This is a genomic window from Bradyrhizobium sp. AZCC 1578 (assembly GCF_036924675.1).
In the GTDB taxonomy this organism is placed as follows: domain Bacteria; phylum Pseudomonadota; class Alphaproteobacteria; order Rhizobiales; family Xanthobacteraceae; genus Bradyrhizobium.
In genome coordinates, this window is record NZ_JAZHRZ010000001.1 from 6,220,444 (window position 1) to 6,241,128 (window position 20,685).

Below are 20,685 nucleotides of genomic sequence, written 5' to 3' on the forward strand. Positions count from 1 at the left end.
CCGATGGGCGCGGAGCGTATGCGCTACATCAGCAGGGGCAGGGTGTTCAGCCCGGATGCGCTATCTGCTGGCGCACCGACGCCAATAGCCTTGCCGCTGACGTCCGCAGCCGGCGCCGCCTCGAGTTCACCGCCTACAAGCGGGCGGTTCGCATAGGGCGTGGCGAAGAGGTGAACGCCCTGATGATCGATCGCGAACAGCGGCGTGAAGCGCGTGGCTTCGGAATCCGCTATCAACGTCGAGAACCGGTTGTCCAGCAACAGCCAGTGGCCGTCCACACGCGCCGCCAATACCGCGTGGTCCTGACGGACCATACGGTCGCGGACCAGCACGAGCTGCAGGTCGTTGCGGGGAAAGCCCGCGGCGCTCAGCGCGACATATTTGGCGACCGCATAATCTTCGCAGTCGCCTTTCGCCGACGCGAACGTCGCTAGCGGCGTGCTCCATCGATCGGGCTCGCCGTGCTGGGAGAGGTCGCTGACGTAGCGGACGGCCGCGTTGACGCCCCGGTTGGCCTCATCAAGCTTGTCGCGTCCCAACTTCGCCCCGACCGCGTTGACGAGCCGCAGGAATTGGGCGGCGTGGGCGGGACAATTGTCGGCGTCCGCCCGGCAATGATCGAGGATAGCCTGCTCCTTCACCAAGGCGGCTTCGACACCGCGCCATTTGCGCCAGAGGAGGCCGTCGGGCGCGCGGAATGTGAACAATCCGAACGGTTCGGCACCTACCGCGGGCGCTTCCCTAAGCGCAGGCGGCGCATCCGTTGCCGTGTTCGAAGGGGTGAGGGCGGCGAGGCGGACCGCATCGGTGATGCTCCGATCACGCTGACGATCATGCTTGGCAAGGACGGCATTGATGCTGAAGAATTTCGCCGGCGACGCCTGGTCGCCGCCCGGCGCGAGATCTGCCCTGGCCTCTTCCAGCGACGCATCCTCGGCAGCCAATGCTTCGGATGCAGCGCCAACACAGAGCGCGAGAATGATCCCCGCGGCCAACGTATGCAAGCGTGGGCTCCGCAGTTTTACGCGCGGCGTCATGACGTCCCCTTTGTCAGGAGCGTCAGTCAACGTCTTTGCGTCGATCGGCCGCCCCAATCTGTTATCGGGACGGAAACTGCGGCCTTCGCCGCTTATGGTGAGTTAAGGGGAGGCAGGGGTAGAGGAAATGTCGGAAAAGGCTGTCAATTGCCGGTTTTCCGGATGCCTCAAAATCACTTCAAAGTTGAACGGGTCACAGCAACGTTCCGTTAAGCAACATGCTCACCGCTCGCGCATGGCCTCGTCCCGCAGGGTACGGGCCGGCTTGAGAAGGTAATCGAGCACGGATTTCTCGCCTGTCAGGATCTCGACCGTCGCGACCATGCCGGGAATGATCGGCAAAGAGTTTTCGGTCGTGCCGAGATGGTTTTTATCGGTACGAACCATCACGCGATAAAAGGTTTCCTGGCGCTCCGACCGGTCGGCCGCCTTATCATCGACGATAGTATCGGCACTTATCCGCTCCACCTTGCCCTTTAGCGAGCCGTACACCGACGAGTCATAGGCCGAGAGCTTTACCACCGCGTCCTGATTGGGGCGGATGAAGGCGATATCCTGGGGCCGTATGCGGCCTTCCACCAGCAGCGTGTCATCCAATGGGATGATATCCATCACATTGGCGCCGGGCTGAACCACCGCACCGATCGTCGTCACGTTCAATTTATTAACGATGCCATGCACCGGCGCCTTCAGGTCAGTGCGTCGCACACGATCTTGCGCGGATTTGATGTTTTCATCGAGCACCGCAAGATCTCCCTTTGATTTGGCCAGATCTTCGTCTGCCTGCGATCGAAAGGACGCAAGGGTATTGGCGATCTTCGATTGTGCCTCGGCGAGCTGCCCGCGCATTTCGGTGGCCTGGCGGTCGAGCCGCAGCATCTCGATCTCGGGTACGACCTTCTGCTCATAGAGCCTGCGGGTGAGTTCGAGTTCGCGTTCCAGAAGCTTGAGCGTGCCCGTCAGTCTGGTTACCTGTTGCTTTAGGACGTCCACATCCTGCGCCAACTTTTGTCCACGCATCTTGAAAACGCTGGTCTCGGTAGCGACTGCCGCCGGAACCACTTGGTCGAGTTGTTCGGGGAACGTGATCTCGCTTCGTCCGCGCGCCTCTGCCTCTAGTCGTGCAACGCGCGCCGCCATCGCACCGCGTCGTTCCCTGATCTCACCAAACTCGGACGCGAATTTGGTGTCGTCGATTCGCATCAGCGACTGGCCCTGATTAACGATGGCGCCCTCCTGAACGAGGATGTCACCGACGATACCGCCTTCAAGGGTCTGGACGACCTGGGTCTGGCGGGAAGGCACGACGCGGCCATTGCCCCGTTTGACTTCCTCGAGGACCGCGAAATGCGCCCAGACCAGAAACGTCACGAGCAGGGCGAGGAAAGCCTGCAAGAGCATGCGCGAGGTTCGTGGCGTGCGCATTGCTGCTGCCGCACGGATGTCATTGGCGAAGGCAAAATCAGATGCCGGCATTGGGATTTTGCACCAGGGCTGCTGCGCGAGGCGCGACAGTGGGTTGCGCCACGGTTTCGGGCGGAGCTGCCGCAGGCTTGCCTTGCAGCAGAGCGAGGACCTTGTCCCGTGGTCCGTCTGCAACCAGCCGACCATTGTCAAACAGCAGCAGACGATCGACCATTCCGAGAAGCGAAAGGCGATGGGTGGAGATGATGATGGTCATCTGTTCTCCGCGCATGCCCTTGAGCCGTTCCAGGAATTCAGTTTCGCTGCGCACATCAAAATGCGCGGTGGGTTCGTCCAGGAACAGCACGCGAGGCTTCCTGATGAGCACGCGCGCCAGCCCGATCGCCTGTTTCTGCCCGCCCGAAAGACTGCGGCCACCTTCGGCGATGGGCATGTCGTATCCCATGGGATGGCCGGCGATAAAGCTCTCGACGCCGGACAAACGTGCCGCAGCAAGCACCTCTTCGTCCGTCGCCTCGGGCTTGCCCAGCGCAATGTTGTCGCGCAGCTTCCCGAAGAAGAGGTCGGTGTCCTGCATCGCAAATCCGATGCCGGCGCGCAGGTCCGACGGGTCATATTGCCGGGAGTCCACGCCGTCGATCAGGATGCGTCCTTCTTCCGCCTCGTAGAAACCGAGCAGGAGACGTCCGACCGTTGTCTTGCCGGAGCCGACTCGGCCGATAATTCCAATTCGCTCGCCGGCCTCGATCTTGAAGGAAACCTTGTCGAGCGCTTTGCCGGGTGCGTTCGGATACGAGAAGCTGACGTTTTCGAAGCTGATGCGGCCCTGCTCGATTTTGCGGGCGACATAGGCGCGCTGCGGAGACCGCTCGCGTTCCAGCGACATGATACGGTCGATCGACTTGAGCGCAGACAATGTCTGGGTGCCGCGTGTGATGACGGACGCGATCCCGGCAATCGGCGCCAAAACCCTGCCAGCCAGCATATTGGCAGCAACGAGGGCGCCAACGCTGAGCTTGCCGTCGAGAATGAGAAACACGCCGACCATGAGCAGAAGGAGGCTGGTAAGCTGTTGCGCCGCATTCGCGCTCGTCAACGTCAGCGACGACCAGAAATGGACGTCTTCTCCCGACCGCGCGGTTGCTGCGACCGACCGTTCCCAGGCCGTTTGCATTCGGGCCTCGGCGCCTGTTGCACGGACCGTTTCCATCCCCGCGAGGGACTCCACCAGCACGCCATGGCGTGCCGCGGACTCGGCCTGCATTCGTTTTATGGCGCGGTCGAGCGGACGCTGCATGGTAAATCCGAGCGCGATCATGATCGGCAGCATCACGAGCGGAATCCACGCCAGCGGACCGGCAATCGTGAACAGGATGGCGATGAAGAGCACGGCGAAAACGAGGTCCGTTGCAGAGACCACGCTGCCGGACGTGAAGAACTCGCGAACCGAATCGAAGTCACGAAGCTGATTGGCGATGATGCCGACTGAGGTTGGACGCTGCGCCATCTTCACCGCCATCACGTGTTCGAAGATGTTGGCGGCGAGAACGACGTCTGCGGTCTTTCCGGTCATGTCGATGATGCGGCTCCGCACGGTGCGCAGCACGAAGTCGAAAACGATCGCGATACCCATTCCGATCGCCAGCGCGACCAGAGAAGGGAGCGCGCCGTTCGGAATGACTCTATCGTACACGCTCATGGTGAACAGCGGCGTCGCCAGCGCGAGCATGTTGATCAGAAAGGCTGCGAGAGCGACGTGCCCGTAGCTGCGCCAATGCACCTTGACGACCGACCAGAACCAGTGGCTCCGGGGAAGATCTCCTGCGGCAACCGCTCGCGCATTGGCTTCGGCCGCGGCTCTCACCAGGAAGGTGTAGCCCGTGTAATCCGCATAAAGCGCTTTGATGCTCTGAACCTGCGGCGCGGCAGGCTGGTTCGTCGGGTCTAGGATCTTGGCGCTTTGGCTGGCCTGATCGATTCCCAGAAGGATCAGCGCCTTGCCGGTCTTCATGATCAGGACCGCAGGGAGAACGATGGCGGGAATGTCGAGGATGTCCCGCTTGATCGCCTCCGTCTCCAGTCCGGCGCGCCTCGCGGCACGGTCATAGAGGGCGACCGAAAGCCGTCCATCAAGGATGGGCAACCCGCCCAGTAACGCCTCGCGACTTACCGCTCGGCCGTGATGGGCAGCCAGATAGGTCAGAGATGCTGCGAGGGGGTCCCGACCTGGCCGATGGACGTCGGCGGCGCTAACGACCCCGTCCGCCTCGTCTTTGGCCGGCCGGGCTTGCGCCTGTTTGGAGGTCCGGGAGAACAACCTAGTGCCTCTGATCATTAGTAAAGTAAATAAGACCCGCGCAACCGACGCGGCTAATAAGCCGTCAGAATATAATAAATCGCCGTCCGAAGCATGGGCTGGATTCGGCTATTCTTTCAGACAGTTAATTAGCAGACACTTCCGGCGCCATTAACCGCGCCTTATATTAACTGCTCACCTCAGATAAACTGTCGTTTACTTCTTCTCGGAGGGGAAGGCCGACAGCAGCCAATACGGCTTGCCCTCATGCGCCGAAGCATATGACATCGATAGCTGCGCCGTCGGGTCGACGTGATTGACGACCGCTTGGCTTGGGCTACGGCCCTGCTTCTGGGCGAACCATTCCGGCGCTCCGAGCATCCTTGCTGCGACTGCCCCACGCGGCCAGCGATCGGTAAAGCCTTCCCGCGGTTCCGCGGCGGCAAAGGCCAAGGGAGCTGCGGAAGTGTCGATGGCTGCATTTGCGACGCGCAGCGGCTCCGATCCGGATTGCGGCAAGGTCACGCGTGGCGTCGAAAACTTGTAGACGGGCAGGCCAAGCGGCGCCAGATCGACCGGTGCTGCATCTACGGGGGGAGGAGCCTTGAGATATTCAAGCAGAGTCCCCATAGCCGCCAGCATCTGATAGTCGGCGAAGACAATGACGCCACGCGAAGAGGTCAGCGAGACGGCGGCGTTGAAGTACTGGTTTTGCGCATTCAGCAAATCGATCAGCGAGCGTTGACCGAGTTCGTATTCCTTGTCGAACGCTGCGATCGTCTTGCGGTCCGCCTGTAATTGACGGGTCAGGGCCGCGACACGTGTCGCTGTTACCGTTCGCGCAGCCCAAGCCTTGTCGATGGATTCCAGCGCATCTCGCTGCAACCGCGCGTGACGCATGGTCGCTTCGGTGTGACGCTCGGCCATCTCGGTACGGCGCCAAGAATCCTGGCCGCCGCGGAAGACGTCCCAGGACATCACGACCTTGCCGCTGTAGTCGTCATGGGTGACGCCCAGATACGGATAGGTATTGTCGCTGTGCGTCGCGCGGCCCTCGAGCGAGAGGTTTGGCACGAAAGCGCCGTCGGTGACCCGGAAAGCGTGCTTGGCCGCGTCCACATCTGCCTGCGCGGCCCTGATGGTTGGATTGAAGCGAACCGCGATCGCCAGCGCTTCATCCCTGGTTGCCGGCAACCCAGCCAGCGGGGCGGGGAAGCGCAGATTATACGCCTCGAGTCCCACGACCTTGCGGTACTTGGCCCGGGCCTCCTCCAGATTCCTTCGAAACTCCGCGAGCGTCGCCCTCGCGTTTTCCACGCGCTCCCGCGCCTGTTCCAAGTCGCCTTCGCCGGCCCGGCCGCCCGAGAAGCGGGATTGCACGTTGGAGAATATCCGCTCGTGGTTGGCAATGTTTTGCTGCCCGAGATCAACCAGCCTCATATACCGGACGACGTCGACATAGGCTTCCGCTGCATCCAGCGCGATGAGTTCTGTCCGTTCCCGGACCCGGAAGGCGGCTGCGTTAACCCTAGCCGTTTGCCGCCAGATATCATGAATGGAAGCAAATCCGTCGAACAGTACCTGTCGTACGACAACCGACCCCTGGGTTCCATTTCGCCAAGTGCCAGTTCCGGGCGCGGGAACCGGCAACGCCGAACCGCTCACGACTGCAGCGCTCTGGTCGAATTTTTCAGGACCGTACCGGGCCTCCACCCGAACCTGTGGCAGCAATGTGCTCTGTGTCTGGCGGAGTTCTGACTCTGTTGCGCGCCGATTTGCAGATGCCTCGCCAACGCCTGGATTGGTCAGGGTAGCCTGCTTCAATGCATCGTTAATGGAAAAGGGTTCCGCTGAAACAGGCGCGGTCGTCGCCAAAAGCACACTGGCGACCGCACAAAACCACGATTTCATTGCCCCCGTCCCCACCAACTAAAAAAACTTGCCGTCAAATGACGCTTCAATTGCGTTAAATTAGGCACAAGCTAGCAAACGGAACCGGATTCCCCTATGACATTTCAGCCACAGGTTCGCCCAACTTAAGGCATCCTTAAATAACTGTGAGTTCCGTTAATTAGTAGCTTTAATTCCGACGAGCCCAGGGATCGGCGGGAACGGCTCGCAGGCATCTAGCGAAACGGCCCCTGGAAAGAAACTGGGGCCGCCTTCTTCCGGGTTGGGCTTGGGGGCTGGTCCCCGGAAGCCACGCTGGCTCAAAGAGCGGGATAGTAACGGCGGCCGATGACCGTGGCCCTTCGTTAGCGGTACTTGTCATCCTTGCCGTTTGGGCTGCCATCGCCGCCGCCGTTGCCGTAGCCGTTGTTGCCCGAACTTGCGATTGCGTCGGATGTCAAAGAAGTAGACAGCAATAAGGTAATGGCTGGAGGAGTTACGGCTGCAAACCTGCCTGCCGAAATGAGAAAGTTCCGGCGGTCGTTGAGCCCTTCTTGTTCGGGGGTATCCATGGGCCTCCGACGGGTTATTTTGACAAGGATTATCTCATTTAAATTCCGCCAGGTAGCAGTATTTAATTCGTTTTAATCACCATCTGTTGACACGTCTGCCCGGCAGGTGACGCACGCTGCGAAGGGCCTCGGTGCAGGCGTTGTCGTGTACGTGCGCCGCGCTGAATTTTTGAAGGCGCCTTCAGAGATACCAGGCGAGCACGGCCTTGAGCAGCGCGTTTTCGATCACTGGCAGCACAACGATCTGGTTCATGCCGGCTGCGCGCGCCTGCTGCGCCGCGATCGATTCGTCGACCTTCAGATGTTCGTTGATCGCGGGCATGCCTGTCGCCCAAGCGCCGCCGATACTGCCTTCGCCCTTGCGTATCGTCTTTTCGGCATAAAGCGAGGCCAGATCGGCATTCCTGCTACAATCGCCGGACTGAAACACCAATTCCGTTCGCGACGGATCCGGCACCCAGATCTCGAAACGTCTGGCGATCGGCGTTGCCTGCGCGGACAGGAAGGTCATGACCCAGGTCTGATCCGGCGGCGTCGTGTAGGGAATGCCGACGCCGCAATTGATTCCGATTTCGCTCGCTTCCTCCCAACGGAGGAAACTCCTGGCATTGTGCAGGTCCTTGATAATGAGCGGCATGCACGCCTTCCACGCACGGCCGGGCAGGCCAAACCCGCGCGGGAACTTTGTGTGCCGTGAATTGAACTCGAACATGTCGGCGGTGCCGTAATAGCCGTCGACCAGTCCCATTTCGTGGGACTTCTCGGGATCGTTGTGCCAGAGCTCGATCGCGCCGACGTGCTTGTCGTCGTCGCCGCAGAACAGCACCATCACAGCCATGAGGAATTCGCCGGCAAAAACCGGCAGCGCCACGCCGCAGGTCAATCCGGCTTCGATCGCCTCATCCGTGCGCTTGAAATAGGAGTTTGCAAATTTCGTGAGGATGACGGGATGGCCGCAAGCCCAGGCCTTGCCAGGCAGCCCTTCGTCATAGGCAAACAGCGCGTTCTCGCTGACAGCCTTGAACTCCGAATACTCGTCGCTGCAAAGACAGCCTCCGAATTCTAGGCGCGTGCGGGTTCGGTCGGGCACCCACAATTCAACGACGCGAATGAATGTCTTCATCGACGCACCTGTCGCTACGCCTGACGTCAGCATCGGCGATCTGGCGACGATATGTGCGATCAAATTACAGGCAGGCGCCGCCCAAAGATCGTGCGGGGGTCTCGGCCCCTTGTCTGCGATCTCACGTCCGGTGACGACTGCCGAGCGCCATCGCGATCGATTCCGGATTCCGGATGCGCTCGATCAGCATGTCGATGCGATCGCCGCCCCAGAACAGTTCGCCATTGAAGACCATGGTCGGCACGCCGAACACACCGAGCGCTTCCGCCTCGTCGATGATGCGATCGTGTTCTGCCCGCGCGGGGCCGTGGACGTAAGCTTCGAATTCTTCTGACGAGCCGCCGAGCGAGGCGATCACGCCGGAAATATCGGAGAGCTCGTCGATCTCGAGATCATGACTCCAGAACCGGCGGAACACCGTGTCGTGATAGGGGCGGAACAAGTCATGGCGCTGCGCGAACAGCATGCCGGCGCTGGCACAGAAGGCATCATAGATGCGCCGTGGACCCTTCATGACGAGGCGTTGCGCACTGGCGTAGCGGCGCGCGTCCATATAGGCGTAGCGCACCTTGCGCCAGAAATGCGGCGTGCGCTCTTCCACGGTGCCCATGAATTCCGGGATGCGCAGCGTGTAGGGCAGCCATTCGAGTTCGACGCCGTAAATCTCCTCGAGCTCGAACAGCCGCTTGTTGGCGACGAACGCGTAGGGGCTCTTGTAGTCGGTGTAGATGCGGACGCGCGGTCTATTCATGGCGTTTTCCTGTTCCATCGGATCAGTATCTCCGATCCGAACGGAGCATGGAACCATGCGGCGCGGTTTTGAAACGAATAGGCCCGCCAAAACGAATGGGCCCCGGTGCATAAGAGCATCGCGGGGCCCTACATCTTCGTTATAGGCGAAGGATTTCTGGTAGACACCAGTATGTTCTCAGGATCCGGCTTGCGCGTGGCCTTTGCGCTCCAGTCCCGCGGATAGGTTTGGATTGTTGAAGGCGCGATGAGGCTAGCAGCTGCTTATGACCTCAACCGCACCTGGACCTTGCGCTGAGCAAGGTCACCGGTCTGATCCGGTGGCGTCATGCTCCTCTCCAAGAGTTGGCCAACGGACGATACGTCCGCTTCCGCTGCGTGTCGTCTCGATCACCTAACCGAGCCGCCAATGCCTGCGAAACGGGGAACCCAACGCTCCGCGACTCCTGCAGGTGCAGCGTACGAAATGCTGCGGCAGTTAGAGTCAGGTGTCAAGTAACACATCCATCGGGTTCCCGCGGGCATTGGTAGGTTAGCCCTTCGTGTGGCGGTAATCCTGTAAATCAGGATCGTGAGTCATCGCCCAGTAGTCCACGAAACGCCATGGCATTGCCGAGAAAACCCGACCTTGCTTGTTGCGGTAATAGGTCGTCATTCCGGGATGCGTCCAGATCAGTTGCTCGTGCTCGGCATCAACTTTCTTGATGTACGCATCGTGTGCCTCCGGATGAACGTCGATCGCAGCGATGTCTTGCTCGATCATCTCGACAAGGCAAGCCGAGATGTAGCGGCTCTGGCACTCCGACTGGAAGATCACGCTGCCGCCATGTGCGGGACCTGAATTAGGGCCGAGCATCACGAAAAGATTTGGAAAGTCCGGCACGGTGAGCCCGAGATAGGCGGTCGGATTGTCGTTGGCCCAGGCTGCCTTCAGATTTTTTCCATCGCGCCCTGTGACGTTGAGGCGAGCCGCCATTTCAGTGACCTTGAAGCCGGTGGAGATGACGATGATATCCGCGGGCCGCAACTTGCCGTCGGAGGCGACGATGCCATCGCGCGCGAAATGGTCGATCCCTTCGGTGACCAGTTCGACATTCGGCTTCGTCAGCGTCTTGAACCAGTTATTGTCGAGCAGGATGCGCTTGCCATAAGGCGGATAGGTCGGCACGCATTTCTCGATCAGATCGGGGCGGTCCTTCAACTCCGAGAGAATGAAATTGGTCAGCTCTTCGCGATGCCGGTCATTGCCTTTGTTGACGGCGCGCTCGGGATGCGGCCATTCGGGGTCCTTGCGCAGGAACGGCAAGAGGCCGTCGCCGTATCGCCAGAACATGTTGAAGCGATACCACTGCACATAAAACGGCAGGTGCGCGAGCAGCCATCGCGCGCCCTCGGTGATGGGATCGGAATAGCCCGCCACCGGGCGCGCCCATTGCGCGGTACGCTGATAAACGGTGACCGACGCCACACGGTCGGCGATCGACGGCACCAGTTGCATGGCGGTAGCGCCGGTGCCGATGACGGCGACGCGCTTGCCGTCGAGCTTGATGTCGTCGGACCACAGGGCGGAGTGCAGCATCACGCCCTTGAAATCTTCCTCGCCCTTGAAGTGCGCCGGGTGGGGGTCGTTGAGTTGACCGATCGCACTGACCAGCATGGTCGACTCAAATATCTCTTCGCCGTTGGCCGTCTTCAACGTCGATATCCAGCGTCGCTTGCGCTCGTCCCAGCGCGACGATATCAGCTCCGTGTTGAGCCGGAGATGCTTTCGGATGTCGTGTTCCAGCGCCACCTTCCTGAGGTAATCGAGCAGTTCCTGGCGCTGGGCGAAATAGCGCGTCCACGGATTACGCCGGCCGAATGAGAACGAGTACGAGTGGTTGGGCGTATCGACGCCGCAGCCGGGATAGCGATTGACATACCAGGTGCCGCCGAGTTCGTCGTTCTTCTCGACGATGGTGTAGGGGATGCCGAGGCGGCCAAGGGCGACGCCGAGCGCGATGGCGCAGACACCGGCGCCGACGATCAGCACGTGCTGCTGCGCCAGCTTTTCATCCGATGGCGGTTTGGTCCAGCGCGCTTCCCGGGGAATGAAGCCCATTTCCTCGCGCATCAGCGGCGCATATTCAGGTGCCACGTCTTCGCCGAGCGTCGCCCGCATCATCTTCAGCATCAATTCGTTGCCGGGATCGGTGATGACGGGCTTCGGTTCACCATTTGCGAACAGCTTCAAGACGGCCGCGCGGATCTTGGCCTGGATTTCCGGGGGCAGACCGGCTTGCGGATCCGGAATCAGGCGGACGTCGCGCTTGGGCCTGCAAGGCGGTTCCAGCCAACGCTCATCGCCGGTCATGTGGACCAGCACCATCAGCAGGACGCGGATATCTCCTTCGGCGATGGCCGATGACAGATCGAGTTTCTTGCGCGGCAGCTCGACATTCATGCTGGTGTCCTCGTTTACGCGCCTGGTGCTTCCGGCAAGCCGCCATAGGCGGCCCAAGTGGTGCCGGCGATATAACCGGCATCGACAGGAAGGTTGATTCCGGTGACGCCGCTGCTCATTGGTGAAAGCAGCCACGCGATTGCCTGCGCGACCTCGACTGGCTCGACCAGCCGGTTCATCGCGGTCGGACTTTCGAGCCACTTTTTGTTCAGCGCGCCCGAAGCGATGCCGGCTTCCAGCGCCGCCGTGCGGGTGAAGCCGGGCGAGACCGCATTGACGCGGACGCCACTGCGTCCCCATTCGGCCGCCAGCGTCTGCGTGATCTGGATGACACCGGCCTTCGCCGCGGTATAGGCGTGGATCGGGCCTGAGGTCATGCCGGCAACGGAGGCGACATTGACGATCGCGCCGCGCCGGCGCTCGGCCATCTTCAAGCCGACGCTGCGGGCCACCAGAAACGTGCCGCGCAGATCGATATTGACCTCGCGGTCCCATTGTTCCATTCGCACGCGTTCGATTTTGTGCATCTTGCCGAACACGCCGGCGGCGTTGACCAGCCCGATGATTGGGCCGTGCGCGGTCTCGATATCGGCGATGCCGCTGACAACAGCGCTTTCGTTCGCGACATCGAAGGGCGCGGGCCACAGGATGCTTTGCGTGTCCACGAGCGGTTCGGGCGCAATATCGACAATAACGACCTGCTGGCCTTGTCCGGCGAGAAGCGTTGCGGTCGCGGCGCCAATGCCGCGGCAGCCGCCGGTGACGAGAACGATGCCGTCAGCGGTCATGGCTGTCGCCTTTATCCGGCGTGAACAGCCCGCGCGTGACCAGCTTTCGGTAGGCGGAGATGACATGGTCGGGCGCGGCCGTTACCGCGCCGCCGGTGTATGAGTATCGCCGGCTCAGGTAGCCGCGTGCGCCCATGAACATGTGAACGATGGCTTCGAACTCATCGTCGCTGAAGTCAACGATGGCGCCGGCCGTGCGGGCGCGCTTGAGAATGCGTACATAGGCGGTCGCGATATTATCGAGATGCTTCTGGTACCCGACCGGTGCGAAATACTCGGCCTCGTTGAGGATGCGCAGGAACTCCGGCACCTCGCGGATGAAATCGAAGAAGGCGCTGAAGCGCTCGATCTCCTGCCTCGCGGCATCTGCGGTGCCCGTGCGTTCGCGGATGAAGTGAACCATGTCGATGCCGATCTTCGGCAGCAATTGATCAAGCAGTTCCTGGCGGTTTTCGAAATGATTGTAGAACGTGCCTTGGGCCACGCCGGCTGCCTCGGTGATACGGGCGACGGAGGCTTCGGCGTAACCGTACTTGCCGACGATCTTGGTGGCGGCGTCGAATAATCTGCGCTTGGTCCAGGCGTTGCGCTCGACGCGATTCAACTTCGTGACCTTACCGGATGCAGCTTGCGATGATTGCGTCATGCGTGAGGTTCCAGTTCGGCGCGCAGTACGCGCTTGAGCACCTTGCCCGATGGATTGCGCGGTAGATGATCGCGGATGATGAGTTGCTTCGGTACCTTGAAGCTGGCGAGGCGCGTGCGGCAATGTTCGATGAGATCAGGCAATTCCAGCGTGGCGCCATCCGTGAGCACCGCGACCGCAACCGGCTTCTCGCCCCAGCGCTCGTCCGGCATGCCAATCACGGCGACTTCGCGCACCTGCGGCAGATCGTAGATGACGCGCTCCACCTCGGAGGAGGCGATGTTCTCGCCGCCGGAGATGATCATGTCCTTCTTGCGGTCGGTCAGGTAAAGGAAGCCGTCTTCGTCGAGATAGCCGATGTCGCCGGTGCGAAACCAGTCACCGAAGAACGCGGCCGCGGTTTTCTCGGGATCGTTCCAATAGCCCTGCGTGACCTTGGGGCCGCGGAGGCAGATCTCACCGTTCTGGCCTGATGGCAGCCGGTTGCCGGCGTCATCGCGAATTTCGATTTCGACATGGGCAATGGCGCGGCCCGTCGAGCCGATCTTTTCGATCTCGCGGCCGGCTTCCATGAAAGTGTCGCCGCCGCAGGTTTCCGTCAGCCCATAGGCGTCGATGTAGCGGGCATTCTTGAAATAATCGGAGAAGGCGCGAATGCGTGCTTCCGGGGTTTTCTCGCCGCCGCCGATCGCCCATCGCAGGCTGGAGACATCGTAGCGGTCGCGGGTCGGGCAGGTGAGGATCGCGGTCGTCATGACCGGTGCAAACCAGGCGGCGTTGAGCTTCTCGGCTTGGATCGCGGCGAGCGCCTGCTCGGGCTCGAAGTTGCGGTGGATGGAAAGCAGGCCGCCATGCCAGAGCACCGCAATACCCGGCAGGTCGAGCGCGCCGACGTGATAGAGCGGACCGACCACCAGCAGTCGCGTCTCCGCGCTTAATCCCAAGACAAGCGTCTGATCGGCCGATTTCCAATACAGGTTCTCGTAAGTGAGCATCACGCCTTTGGGGCGGTCGGTGGTGCCTGACGTGTACATCAGCCGCATCAGATCGCGCGGCCGCCGGACCTGCATCGGGGCGGGCGCGATGTCGGGCGCAAGCCGTGTGACCGTGGATTGCGCTGACGCATCGAGCAGCACCACCGGTGCGCCGCCTGCGGCAAACCTTGCGAGTTCTTCGTCCGCAATCAGGATGCGCGCACCGGAATTGAGGACGATGTAACCGACTTCATCTGCGGACAGGCGATAGTTGATCGGCAGAAACACCGCGCCGATGTGGCTGGTCGCAAATGCCAGTTCGAGAAAGGCCGTGCTGTTCTGCATCAGCACCGCGACGACGTCGCCGGGGCCGATGCCGCGCGCAGCGAGCCAGCCGCCGACCCGTCGGATGCGGTCATCAAACGCGGCGTAGGAGACATCCTCCCCGCGGTATTTCAGCGCACAGCGTTCCGGCGTCCGCCTGGCGTGAAAAGCGATGAAGCTCGAAAGGTTGATCATTTGCCGCTCGAAACGCCGCTTTCGGTCTGGCTTTCCCGATATATGAATTCTGACTCGTAATTCATCTTTGGCTTGACGTCACCCCCCTTGCTCTGAAATCCTCTGGGCATACGGAGGCGTCACGATCTCCGGCAGGGATTGGGAACGCCAATCCACAGGGAGGAAGCAATGACGAGAACCCGCAAACCGGGCGTGAGCCGACGTGCGACGTTGGCGATGATGAGCGCCGGTGCCGTATCATTCGCGACGCCCTGGGTGGCGCGCGCGCAAGCCAAGTCCATTAAGGTCGGGATGCCGACCATTCTCTCCGGCCGCGTGGCGCAGCTTGGCACCTCATCGCGCAATGGCGTGATGCTGGAAGTCGAGAAGGTCAATGCTGCCGGCGGTCTCGCTGGACGCCAGATCGAGATGGTGATCCGCGATTCAAAGGGGCAGCCGCAGGAAGCCGCCCGCGTCGCACGCGAACTCGTCAACACCGACGGATGCGAAATTCTGATCGACGCGGAAGCGTCATCGGGCGCGTTCGCCGTGCACGAGGTGGCGCGCGATCTGGGCGTGCTCTGTCTTCACACCAATTCGGAAACTTCCGCGCTGACCGCCGATCCCAAGCAGCACATTCCGAACGCCTTCCGTACCGCGCGCCAGGGCGTGCATGACTCGATCGTCGGCGGCAGCTATGCGGCGGCGATTGCCAAGACCAAGGGGCTGAAGAAGTGGGCGACCTGTTCGCCCGATTACGCCTATGGCCGCGACACCACCGGCGAATACGTGACATATCTGAAGCGCTTCGCGCCCGACATCGAGATCATCAGCGAATCCTGGCCAAAGCTGTTCCAGCCTGATTACACCGAGGTCGTAACAAAGATCCTGCAGGCCAAGCCGCAGGCGCTGTATTCCTGCCTGTGGGGCGGCGACCTCACGTCCTACATCGACCAGGCCAACATCTACGCGCTGTTCAGCCAGATGGAAGTGTTCGCAGTCAACATGGCCGACTATACCGCGCTGACTGTCGTGAAGAACCTGCCGAAGGGCATTCACTCCGGCAATCGCTACATCAAGACATATCCTGCAACGCCGGAGAACGCCGCGTGGGGCGACGCCTATAAGGCAAAATACAACGAATATCCTACCAACTGGTCGTGGGAGAATGCGACGGCGGTCATGCTGCTCGCGGAAGCGTCCAAGAAGGCGAATTCGGCCGACGGCAGGAAGATTGCGGAGGCGCTTCGCGGCCTGAAGATCAAGTCGCCGTTCGGCGCCGACGGCACCGTCACCATGCGCGCCGATGACCAGACGCTGGTGGGCTATGCGATCGGCTGGGGAACCACGATTCCGCAGGAGCCCTATGTGCCGCAAGTTCAAGCGGGCGACTGGAAGACGATCTTCGAACTCGAAGCCGAGTGGAAGAAGAGCAAGGGCTACACCTGATTGACCGCGACGGCGGAGGTGGCGCAAGCTGCCGCCCGTTCGCCGCCGAATGATCTTCGCGTGCTGTTCCGGCGCGCTGGAATGGATGTGTTCCCTTGGACCTCGACGCGCTTACCGGCTGTCTCGCCAGCTCCGCCTGTCTGGTGACGCAAACCACCAGCGGCTTCATCATCGGCATGTTGCTGTTTCTCGTCGCCGTCGGGCTGACGCTGATCTTCGGCGTACTCAAAGTCGTCAACTTCAGCCACGGCGCGTTCTATATGTTCGGCGCCTATTTCGCGATGACGGCCTACCAGTTCTCCGGCAGTTTTGCGCTGGCGATGCTGTGTGGTGCGGCGGGTACCGCCATCCTCGGTCTGATCTTCGAACGCGTCTTCATGAGCCGGGTCTACGGCGCTGACGTGTTGATGCAGCTTCTCGTCTGCTACGCCTTCGTGCTGATCTTTGATGACGTGGTGCGGATGATCTGGGGGCCCGAGTTCAAATCGATGGGCATGCCGGCGGCGTTCCAAGTGGCGCCACTGTTCATCGCCGGCGGGGTGGTGCCACCATATTATCTGCTCCTGATCGGTGTTGCGCTCGCGGCCGCCATGATCCTCGGGCTCGGCCTTGCCCGCACCAGGATCGGCAAGGTAATCCGGGCGGCCGCCCATAACCCCGGCATGGTATCCGCGCTCGGCATCAACACCGGCCTGATCTACGGCGGCGTGTTCGCGCTTGGCGGCATGCTGGCGGGATTGGCTGGGGCGCTCGCGGCGCCGGTGCGTTCGCTGACGCCTGGCATGGGATTTTCGGTGCTGATCGAATCCTTCATCGTCACCGTGATCGGCGGCATGGGCTCGATCCTCGGCGCGTTGATCGGTGCGCTCCTGATCGGCCTGATCCGCTCGTTCGGCTCGCTCGGCTTTCCGCTGTTTACCGAAGGGCTGATGTACCTGTTCATGGTGATCGTGCTGGTGTCTCGGCCGACCGGCCTGTTCGGCAAGGAGGTCGCATGACCGAACTGCAGGCCGAACAGGGCGCGCAGGCACTCGAGGCGCCCCATGAAGCAAAGACGCGGCGCAATCGGGATGCCCTGATCGCGCTTGCGGTCTTTGTCGTGCTTGCGCTGTTGCCGGCGGTCTTCAGCAGCAAATTGCTGCTCGACTTCGTGATCCGCTGCGCCGCCTACGGGCTGTTTGCGACGTCGCTCAACCTTCTGGTCGGTTACACCGGCCTGATTTCGTTTGGCCACGGCATGTTCTTCGGCCTTGGCGCCTACGGCTTCGGGTTGATGATGCAGAAGACCGGCGTTCCCGTCCCGGTGGCATTTGTTGCAACGCTGGCGATCACGCTTGTCGTCGCCCTCGTCATTGGTGCCATCTGCGTGCGGCTGAAGGAAATCTATTTCGCCTTTGTTACACTGGCGTTCCAGATGCTGATCCACTCGACGATCCTGTCCTGGGTATCGCTGACCGGCGGCGATCAGGGATTGCGTGGTGGCATTCCGCGACCGCCATTTTTGGGCATTGATCTATCGAATCAATTGCATCTCTATGTCGCGAGTTGCGCGTTGTTGGTGATCGGGCTGTTCTTGATGCATCAGATCGCGCAGTCGCCGTTCGGCTACACGCTGCGCATGATCCGCGACAATGCAACGCGTGCGAGCTTCATCGGCATCGACGTCTGGCGTGCCAAACTGACGATCTTTGTGCTCGCGGCGCTGTTCGCCTCGACCGGCGGAATCATCATGGCGCTATTCGTCTCCGGGGCCTATCCGGAATTCGCCTATTGGACCATTTCGGGCGAGGGCATCTTCATCAACATGCTCGGCGGCGTGACCACATTCCTCGGGCCCATGGTCGGCACCGTGCTGCTCCTGATCCTCAACGACACCGTCACCCGCCTGACCGATTATCACGGCCTCGTGCTGGGGATCGTGATCCTGTTCTTTGCGATCGGCCTGCGGAAGGGCCTGATGGATTTCGTCGTCGAATGGTACGCGCAACGCCGTAATGGTGCTGGGGAGCGCGGCTAGCCATGCTGGAGATCCGCTCCCTTTCAAAGTCATTCGGTGGCGTCAAGGCGACGGACAATGTCACGCTGGATTTCACAGATGGTTCGCTCACCGCCGTGATCGGCCCCAACGGAGCCGGCAAGAGCACGTTCTTCAACCTGATCACCGGCGCGTTGAAGCCCGACGCTGGCCAGATATTGCTCAGCGGCCTCGACTTGGCCGGGCGCACGCCGCCTGAGATCGTTCGCCACGGCATCGGCCGCGCGTTTCAGGTTGCGAGCATCTTCCCATCGCTGACGGTGCAGGAGACGATGCTGGCAGCGGTCTGTGCCGATCAGCGCAAAGCCGGCGTCCTGCACCGTCGCTTCCCGCTGGCGGAGACCCGCGACCGCGCCGAGCATGCGATGGAATTGCTGGGACTGGCCAGCAAGCGAAACCGTACCGCGGCGACGCTGTCGCATGGCGACCAGAAGCTGCTCGATATCGCACTCGCGCTGGTACTCGATCCGAAGGTGCTGCTGCTCGACGAGCCAACCGCCGGCATGGGCACCGAAGAACGCTGGCGCATGATCGAGAAGGTGAGGGAGCTCTGGGAGACGCAGAAGATCACGGTGGTGTTCATCGAGCACGACATGGATATCGTGTTCAAGATCGCGCCCGAGATCGTCGTGCTCTGCTACGGCCGCATTCTTGCAACCGGCAAACCGGATGCGATCCGCCGGAATGAGGCGGTGATCGAGGCCTATCTCGGCACCGAACATCATGCGGGGATCACTGTATGAGGGCGCAGCCGGTCGTGCAGGTCGAGGACCTCGACGTCTATTACGGCACCAGCCAGATATTGTTCGGCGTCGGCCTGTCGGTGCGGCAGGGCGAGACGATGGCGCTGCTCGGCCGCAACGGCGCCGGCAAATCGACCACCATGAAGGCCATCATGGGGCTCGCGCCGGCCCGCCGCGGCACGGTCACCTTGCAAGGCAGGGTTGTCTCTGGGCTGAAGCCGCATCACATCGCGCGTGCCGGCCTCGGCTTCGTGCCGGAGGATCGCCAGATCTTTCCCGAACACACGGTCGAGGACAATCTGGTCATTGGCGCCAAGAAGGGTCCCAATGGCGAGGACGAATGGCCGATCCGGCGCATTTACGACGTGTTTCCGCTGCTGGAGCCGCTGCGGCATCGGATCGCGGGAAGGCTGTCGGGTGGCGAGCAGCAGATGCTGGCGATCGCGCGCACGCTGATGGGCAATCCCGCATTGCTGCTGCTGGACGAGCCGAGCGAGGGGCTGGCGCCGATCATCGTGCAGCGGATCGGCGAACTCTTGCGGCAGCTCCGCGGCACCGGAGCCACCGTGCTGATCGCCGAGCAGAACATGCATTTTTGCCTTGGCCTTGCGAGCCACGCGACGGTTATCGACAAGGGCCAGATCGTCTACACATCCGGGATCGAAGAGCTGAAAGCCAACGAAAATATTCGGCAGCGCTATCTCGCGCTGTAGCTTTCGGCCCAGCACTATCGACGATCTGGTCGAGGCCGGCGCGGTGCGCCAGGTCAGGGGAGGCACGGCATGAGTACCGATCTGGTTCGTTATTCCGTATCCAGCAATATTGCCGAGATCATGCTGGATCGCCCGCCGGTCAATGCGCTCAGCATGGACCTGATCGATGCGCTGCTGGCGGCGCTTTCGAAGGCGAGGGACGACGAAGCGGTGCGCGCCGTCATCATCGGCAGTGCGCACAAGGTGTTTTGCGCCGGGCTCGATCTGGATATTGTTCGCGGCAAGCCCGGAATCGAGACCAAGAAGTTTCTCGAACGGCTGTATTTTGCGCTCAACGATATCCAGTATCGCATGGGTAAGCCGACGATTGCTGCAGTCGACGGCGCGGTTCGCGCTGGCGGCATGACGATTGCCATCTCCTGCGACATGATCATCGCCGGCGAAGGCTGTACCTTCGGCTATCCCGAGATCGATGTCGGACTGATCCCGGCCATTCACTTCGTGCAACTGCCGCGGCTGGTTGGCAAGCATCAGGCTTTTGGGCCGCTGTTCCTCGGCGAGCCTTTCGATGCCGCAACTGCCTTTCGCATGGGGTTGTTGAGTGAGGTCGTTCCGAAGGGAACCGCGCTGGATCGGGCGCGGGGGATCGCGCGCAAGCTTGCTGCCAAATCCCCCATCGTCATGAAGATCGGACGCGATGCTTTCATGCGGGCGGTCGACGCCGATTTCCGCCGTTCGGTCGAAAATGCCGCCGAGAGCTTTGCACTCGTTGCAACGACGGAGGACTGTCAGGAAGGCTTGAATGCGTTCGTCGAGAAGCGAACGCCAAACTACAGGGGGCGCTGATGGCTGGATTGTATTTCGAGGAGTTCGAGGTCGGCCGCGAATTCCATCACGAGTTCAGCCGCACGGTGACCGAGATGGACAACACGCTGTTCAGTCTCCTGACCATGAATCCGCAGCCGCTGCACATCGACGCGCATTTCGCCGAGAATACCGAATTCGGCCAGCGGCTGTTCAACAGCCTCTATACGCTCGGCATCATGATCGGCATGAGCGTCTACGATACCACGCTCGGCACCACGATCGGCAATCTCGGCATGACCGATGTGAAATTTCCGAAACCGGTATTCCACGGCGATACGCTCAGGGCGCACACCAAGATCATTTCCAAGCGTGAGAGCAAGTCGCGGCCGAACCAGGGCATTGTGGAATTCGAGCATACCATGACCAATCAGCGCGGCGAGGTGGTGGCGAGCTGCCGCCGGACCGGTCTGATGCATTGCAAACCGAAGGCGTAAAC

General features: G+C 61.3%; 18 protein-coding genes. 7 read left to right on the forward strand and 11 right to left on the reverse strand.

Annotated features, from left to right (window positions below; all coding sequences use genetic code 11):
* Nucleotides 1-23: 23 nt before the first annotated feature.
* From V1290_RS29735 to V1290_RS29785, 11 genes are all read right to left on the reverse strand, one after another.
* Nucleotides 24-1,004, reverse strand: coding sequence for a transglutaminase-like cysteine peptidase (locus tag V1290_RS29735; RefSeq protein WP_334367667.1), 981 nt, complete (start codon nt 1,002-1,004; stop codon nt 24-26).
* Between the two features lie 255 nt (nt 1,005-1,259).
* The gene (locus V1290_RS29740) at nt 1,260-2,513 is read right to left on the reverse strand and encodes an HlyD family type I secretion periplasmic adaptor subunit (RefSeq protein ID WP_334367668.1); all 1,254 of its coding nucleotides are present in this window, start codon (nt 2,511-2,513) and stop codon (nt 1,260-1,262) included.
* Nucleotides 2,500-4,797, reverse strand: coding sequence for a type I secretion system permease/ATPase (locus V1290_RS29745; RefSeq protein WP_334367669.1), 2,298 nt, complete (start codon nt 4,795-4,797; stop codon nt 2,500-2,502). Before V1290_RS29745 ends, V1290_RS29740 begins: the two co-directional genes overlap by 14 nt.
* A 177-nt stretch (nt 4,798-4,974) precedes the next feature.
* Nucleotides 4,975-6,669, reverse strand: coding sequence for a TolC family outer membrane protein (locus V1290_RS29750; protein WP_334367670.1), 1,695 nt, complete (start codon nt 6,667-6,669; stop codon nt 4,975-4,977).
* 344 nt (nt 6,670-7,013) lie between these two features.
* Entirely contained in the window at nt 7,014-7,220 is a 207-nt protein-coding gene (locus tag V1290_RS29755) for a hypothetical protein (protein WP_334367671.1), read from the reverse strand.
* 181 nt (nt 7,221-7,401) lie between these two features.
* Complete coding sequence (locus V1290_RS29760) at nt 7,402-8,343, reverse strand: GAF domain-containing protein (RefSeq protein ID WP_334367672.1); 942 nt, start codon at nt 8,341-8,343, stop codon at nt 7,402-7,404.
* 121 nt (nt 8,344-8,464) lie between these two features.
* Complete coding sequence (locus V1290_RS29765; RefSeq protein ID WP_334367673.1) at nt 8,465-9,094, reverse strand: 2-hydroxychromene-2-carboxylate isomerase; 630 nt, start codon at nt 9,092-9,094, stop codon at nt 8,465-8,467.
* A 531-nt stretch (nt 9,095-9,625) separates the two neighbouring features.
* Entirely contained in the window at nt 9,626-11,536 is a 1,911-nt protein-coding gene (locus V1290_RS29770; protein WP_334367674.1) for a flavin-containing monooxygenase, read from the reverse strand.
* Between the two features lie 14 nt (nt 11,537-11,550).
* A complete protein-coding gene (locus tag V1290_RS29775) occupies nt 11,551-12,324 on the reverse strand; it encodes an SDR family NAD(P)-dependent oxidoreductase (RefSeq protein ID WP_334367675.1) in 774 nt (257 codons plus the stop codon).
* Nucleotides 12,314-12,970 carry a TetR/AcrR family transcriptional regulator gene (locus V1290_RS29780; RefSeq protein ID WP_334367676.1) on the reverse strand — a complete coding sequence of 219 codons (657 nt, stop codon included), beginning with the start codon at nt 12,968-12,970 and terminating at the stop codon, nt 12,314-12,316. Before V1290_RS29780 ends, V1290_RS29775 begins: the two co-directional genes overlap by 11 nt.
* A complete protein-coding gene (locus V1290_RS29785; protein ID WP_334367677.1) occupies nt 12,967-14,463 on the reverse strand; it encodes an AMP-binding protein in 1,497 nt (498 codons plus the stop codon). Before V1290_RS29785 ends, V1290_RS29780 begins: the two co-directional genes overlap by 4 nt.
* Nucleotides 14,464-14,631: 168 nt before the next feature.
* Between V1290_RS29785 and V1290_RS29790 the strand changes: the two genes are divergently transcribed.
* The 7 genes from V1290_RS29790 (at nt 14,632) to V1290_RS29820 (ending at nt 20,683) form a co-directional block, all read left to right on the forward strand.
* A complete protein-coding gene (locus V1290_RS29790) occupies nt 14,632-15,891 on the forward strand; it encodes an ABC transporter substrate-binding protein (protein WP_334367678.1) in 1,260 nt (419 codons plus the stop codon).
* A 95-nt stretch (nt 15,892-15,986) separates the two neighbouring features.
* Nucleotides 15,987-16,889 (forward strand): branched-chain amino acid ABC transporter permease, encoded by a 903-nt coding sequence (locus V1290_RS29795; RefSeq protein WP_334367679.1) that lies wholly within the window; start codon nt 15,987-15,989, stop codon nt 16,887-16,889.
* On the forward strand, nt 16,886-17,908 hold the full coding sequence (locus V1290_RS29800; protein ID WP_334367680.1) for a branched-chain amino acid ABC transporter permease: 1,023 nt from the start codon (nt 16,886-16,888) through the stop codon (nt 17,906-17,908). Before V1290_RS29795 ends, V1290_RS29800 begins: the two co-directional genes overlap by 4 nt.
* Before the next feature lie 2 nt (nt 17,909-17,910).
* Nucleotides 17,911-18,669: an ABC transporter ATP-binding protein gene (locus V1290_RS29805; protein WP_334367681.1), complete on the forward strand. Its 759-nt coding sequence runs from the start codon at nt 17,911-17,913 to the stop codon at nt 18,667-18,669.
* Nucleotides 18,666-19,382 (forward strand): ABC transporter ATP-binding protein, encoded by a 717-nt coding sequence (locus tag V1290_RS29810; RefSeq protein ID WP_334367682.1) that lies wholly within the window; start codon nt 18,666-18,668, stop codon nt 19,380-19,382. The genes V1290_RS29805 and V1290_RS29810 overlap by 4 nt, the downstream gene beginning before the upstream one ends.
* Nucleotides 19,383-19,451: 69 nt before the next feature.
* The gene (locus V1290_RS29815; protein ID WP_334367683.1) at nt 19,452-20,228 is read left to right on the forward strand and encodes an enoyl-CoA hydratase/isomerase family protein; all 777 of its coding nucleotides are present in this window, start codon (nt 19,452-19,454) and stop codon (nt 20,226-20,228) included.
* A complete protein-coding gene (locus tag V1290_RS29820; RefSeq protein ID WP_028350125.1) occupies nt 20,228-20,683 on the forward strand; it encodes a MaoC family dehydratase in 456 nt (151 codons plus the stop codon). The genes V1290_RS29815 and V1290_RS29820 overlap by 1 nt, the downstream gene beginning before the upstream one ends.
* Nucleotides 20,684-20,685 lie beyond the last annotated feature (2 nt).

Bases quoted from the DNA above. Each gene is read 5' to 3' on its own strand.
- V1290_RS29800 (WP_334367680.1), top strand. From the start codon at position 16,886: ATGACCGAACTGCAGGCCGAACAGGGCGCGCAGGCACTCGAGGCGCCC.
- V1290_RS29810 (WP_334367682.1), top strand. From the start codon at position 18,666: ATGAGGGCGCAGCCGGTCGTGCAGGTCGAGGACCTCGACGTCTATTAC.
- V1290_RS29765 (WP_334367673.1), bottom strand. From the start codon at position 9,094: ATGAATAGACCGCGCGTCCGCATCTACACCGACTACAAGAGCCCCTAC.
- V1290_RS29760 (WP_334367672.1), bottom strand. From the start codon at position 8,343: ATGAAGACATTCATTCGCGTCGTTGAATTGTGGGTGCCCGACCGAACC.
- V1290_RS29750 (WP_334367670.1), bottom strand. From the start codon at position 6,669: ATGAAATCGTGGTTTTGTGCGGTCGCCAGTGTGCTTTTGGCGACGACC.
- V1290_RS29820 (WP_028350125.1), top strand. From the start codon at position 20,228: ATGGCTGGATTGTATTTCGAGGAGTTCGAGGTCGGCCGCGAATTCCAT.
- V1290_RS29780 (WP_334367676.1), bottom strand. From the start codon at position 12,970: ATGACGCAATCATCGCAAGCTGCATCCGGTAAGGTCACGAAGTTGAAT.
- V1290_RS29790 (WP_334367678.1), top strand. From the start codon at position 14,632: ATGACGAGAACCCGCAAACCGGGCGTGAGCCGACGTGCGACGTTGGCG.
- V1290_RS29775 (WP_334367675.1), bottom strand. From the start codon at position 12,324: ATGACCGCTGACGGCATCGTTCTCGTCACCGGCGGCTGCCGCGGCATT.
- V1290_RS29740 (WP_334367668.1), bottom strand. From the start codon at position 2,513: ATGCCGGCATCTGATTTTGCCTTCGCCAATGACATCCGTGCGGCAGCA.
- V1290_RS29745 (WP_334367669.1), bottom strand. From the start codon at position 4,797: ATGATCAGAGGCACTAGGTTGTTCTCCCGGACCTCCAAACAGGCGCAA.
- V1290_RS29815 (WP_334367683.1), top strand. From the start codon at position 19,452: ATGAGTACCGATCTGGTTCGTTATTCCGTATCCAGCAATATTGCCGAG.
- V1290_RS29770 (WP_334367674.1), bottom strand. From the start codon at position 11,536: ATGAATGTCGAGCTGCCGCGCAAGAAACTCGATCTGTCATCGGCCATC.
- V1290_RS29805 (WP_334367681.1), top strand. From the start codon at position 17,911: ATGCTGGAGATCCGCTCCCTTTCAAAGTCATTCGGTGGCGTCAAGGCG.
- V1290_RS29755 (WP_334367671.1), bottom strand. From the start codon at position 7,220: ATGGATACCCCCGAACAAGAAGGGCTCAACGACCGCCGGAACTTTCTC.
- V1290_RS29785 (WP_334367677.1), bottom strand. From the start codon at position 14,463: ATGATCAACCTTTCGAGCTTCATCGCTTTTCACGCCAGGCGGACGCCG.